The organism is Pantoea stewartii subsp. stewartii, from assembly GCF_008801695.1.
GTDB classification, from domain to species: domain Bacteria; phylum Pseudomonadota; class Gammaproteobacteria; order Enterobacterales; family Enterobacteriaceae; genus Pantoea; species Pantoea stewartii.
In genome coordinates, this window is record NZ_VZPF01000158.1 from 1 (window position 1) to 3333 (window position 3333).

Annotated in this window: 2 protein-coding genes and 1 pseudogene; 2 read left to right on the forward strand and 1 reads right to left on the reverse strand. The window is 52.2% G+C overall.

What is annotated here, in order from left to right:
* Together F7Q90_RS25020 and F7Q90_RS27465 are read left to right on the forward strand one after the other, a co-directional pair.
* A partial coding sequence (locus F7Q90_RS25020; protein WP_151161128.1) for a TOTE conflict system archaeo-eukaryotic primase domain-containing protein occupies positions 1 to 2108 on the forward strand: 2108 nt, incomplete at its 5' end.
* Positions 2109 to 2130: 22 nt separating this feature from the next.
* Positions 2131 to 2574 (forward strand): annotated as a pseudogene (locus tag F7Q90_RS27465) (DUF4158 domain-containing protein); the annotation flags it as partial.
* Positions 2575 to 3169: 595 nt separating this feature from the next.
* Here F7Q90_RS27465 and F7Q90_RS25030 read toward each other — a convergent pair.
* A partial coding sequence (locus F7Q90_RS25030; RefSeq protein ID WP_151161046.1) for a transposase domain-containing protein occupies positions 3170 to 3333 on the reverse strand: 164 nt, incomplete at its 5' end.

A 3333-nucleotide genomic window follows, 5' to 3' on the forward strand; every position in this document is an offset into this window, starting at 1 on the left:
CCCGGATAAAATGTAGCGACTGCTCTCACCGCCAGCTTATTCCCGTATCGGATCCTGTTATCTACCGGCATCTGGCAGGCGAACACACCATCGGTGTATATCCTTTGCTTGAAGATGACTTCTGTTATTTTCTGGCCGTTGATTTTGACGAGGCAGAATGGCAGGCCGATGCGTCCGCGTTCATGCAATCCTGCGATGAGCTTGGTGTGCCAGCAGCACTGGAAGTATCAAGATCGCGTCAGGGGGCTCATATCTGGGTGTTTTTTGCGTCCCGCGTTCTCGCCAGGGATGCCCGCCGTCTGGGGACGGCTATTATCAGTCATACCTGTAACCGGACCCGACAGCTCCAGTTGGGCTCCTATGACCGGTTGTTTCCGAATCAGGATATTATGCCAAAAGGTGGATTCGGTAACCTGATTGCGCTGCCTCTGCAAAAAGGACCGCGAGAGTCGGGTGGGAGTATTTTTGTTGATGCCACCCTCCGGCCTTATCCTGACCAGTGGGCTTTCCTGGCGTCGGTGATACCGATGAACGCTCATGATATTGAGCCGACGATATTGCGGGCTACCGGAAATACTCATCCTCTGGATGTGACCTTTATCAACGAAGAGGATTTGGCCACACCATGGAAGTCCGAAAAATCATCAGATACCAGGCTTAACATTCCGCTACCGGATTCACTGAAGGTCACGCTTGCTAACCTGATCTACTTCGAAAAAGCACAATTACCCCAGGCGCTGGCCAACCGACTGATCCGGCTGGCAGCATTTCAGAACCCTGAGTTTTATAAAGCTCAGGCCATGCGCATGTCAGTATGGGATAAGCCCCGTGTAATAGGCTGTGCTGAGAATTATCCCCAGCATATTGCTTTGCCCCGTGGGTGTCTGGATACGGCGTTATCTTTACTGCACGACAACAGCATTGCCTGTGAAATAACAGACGAACGGTTCGATGGAACAGCATGTGATGTGGCTTTCCTGGGAAAACTGAGGCCAGACCAGGATACTGCGGTTTCTGAGTTACTGCGCCATGACTGCGGTGTGCTTTGCGCACCAACCGCATTTGGTAAAACGGTCACTGCGGCGGCAGCTATCGCCCGCCGAAAAGTCAATACGCTTGTGCTGGTACATCGAACTGAATTGTTGAAACAATGGCAGGAGCGCCTCCGTCTGTTTCTGCAAACCAGTAACGATATTGGTGTTATAGGGGGCGGCAAAAACAAATCCGGCGGTGATATTGATATTGCGGTGATGCAGTCAATATCCAGGCATGGAGAGGTGGACCCACTGGTTAAGAATTATGGGCAAATCATCGTTGATGAGTGCCATCATATTGGCGCGGCTTCTTTCGATGCGATACTGAAAGAGGCAAATGCCAGATATGTGCTGGGACTGACTGCAACGCCGGTTCGACGGGATGGCCTGCATCCCATCATATTTATGCACTGTGGACCCATTCGCCATACAGCAGCCCGCCCAAAAGAAAGTCCCCATAATCTGGAAGTGGTTCCCCGTACCCGTTTTACACACGGGAATCTGCCATCTGATGCCAGAATACAGGATGTTTTCAGAGAAATAGCGCTGGATCAGGAAAGAACGTCAGCTATTGCTGACGAGGCCAGAATTGCTTTCGGACAGGGGCGTAAGGTTCTGGTACTGACCGAACGTACCGATCACCTGGATGACATAGCGTCCGAACTGGCACTGCTGAAATTATCACCATTTGTTCTTCACGGACGGTTATCGAAAAAAAAGCGTACGACGCTTATTTCCGAGTTGAACGCCCTGCCACCGGATGCGCCCCGTATCCTGCTGGCAACAGGTAAACTGGTTGGCGAGGGTTTTGACCATCCTCCACTGGATACGCTGATTCTCGCCATGCCCGTGTCGTGGAAAGGGACGCTACAGCAGTATGCTGGCCGCCTCCACAGGGAGCAATCGGGCAAAACAGATGTCAGAATAATCGACTTTGTGGATACGGGTTATCCTGCGCTGCTCAGGATGTGGGATAAACGTCAGCGGGGTTATAAGGCGATGGGGTACCGGATCGTGGCTGAAAATGATGCAGAGCCTGATTCAGGAACCCCCGTTAAATTAACGTTATGGTAAGCACTGATAATGGGACGGCAAAATGAAACGGATCTGGGATGTTGATGAGCTGGCAGAGTACTGGAGTCTGAAGTTTGAAGAAACCCGCTTGCTAAAAACCAAACCCGCCAGAAACCACCTGCCATTTGCCGTTCAGCTTAAGTTTTATCAGAACACCGGCCGCTTCCCTTCGACAATCGATGAGATCCCGGAAACGCCCCTACACTATTTAGCCGATCAGCTGGATGCGGATGTTTCCGGGTTTCGGGACTATGAGTGGTCCGGGCGAACCGGGGCCCGGCATCGCAAGGAGATCCTTAACTTCCTGGGCATCAGCCGGGTATCAGCAACAGATAAACATGCGTTTTCAGACTGGCTGGTTAATACCCTTTATCCTCATGGCTCTGCTCCTGCTGACGCCACCGAGGCTGCATTTGGCTGGTTCCAGCAGCGCCAGGTTGAGTGTCCGGCCGATAAAGAGCTGGAACGGCTGGTACGTTCGTCTTTCCAGCAGTTTGAACTCCATCTGTACCAGCGCTGCGCTGACAGTCTGTCCACTGACAGCAAAATGTTGATGGAAGCCTCACTGAGTAATGACGCTGAGGGCGTAAGTTTTGGCGATCTCAAAGCAGACCCAGGGCGCACAGGGCTGGAAAGCGTGTTAAAAGAGGTCGAAAAACTCAATTTTATACGTTCACTGCATCTGCCGGTTGATATGTTTGCCTCTTTCAGCACAAAGGTGTTGCAACGTTACCGGCAACGCGCGAACAGCGAAAGTGCCTGGGAAATGAGGCAGCATCCCTGGGCAATTCGTTACGGGCTTTACACCGTATTTCTGTACAGCCGGCAGAGGGAGATAATCGACGGTTTGATCGAATTGTTCATTCAGATCGTCCATCGCCTGTCAGCACGCTCCGAACGGCGGTTGGTTAAAACGCTGCTCGCAGATTTTCAGAAGGTTCATGGCAAAACGACACTTTTATTCCGGATAGCGGAAGCGGTTTTGAATAATCCGGAGGGGCTGGTTAAAGAAGTTGTGTACCCGGTTGCGGGTAAGCGTCGCATTCAGACCGTATTGACGTTCAGGCAGAGGGAAGCTCGACCTTCCATGGCAGCAGATCGCGGACCCGGTTCACCGGCCAGTCCTGTATATGACCGATGACGTAACGCAACCACGTCTCGGGGTCAACGCCGTTAAGCCGGCAGGTGACGATCAGAGAGTAGAGGATCGCCGCACGTTCTCCGC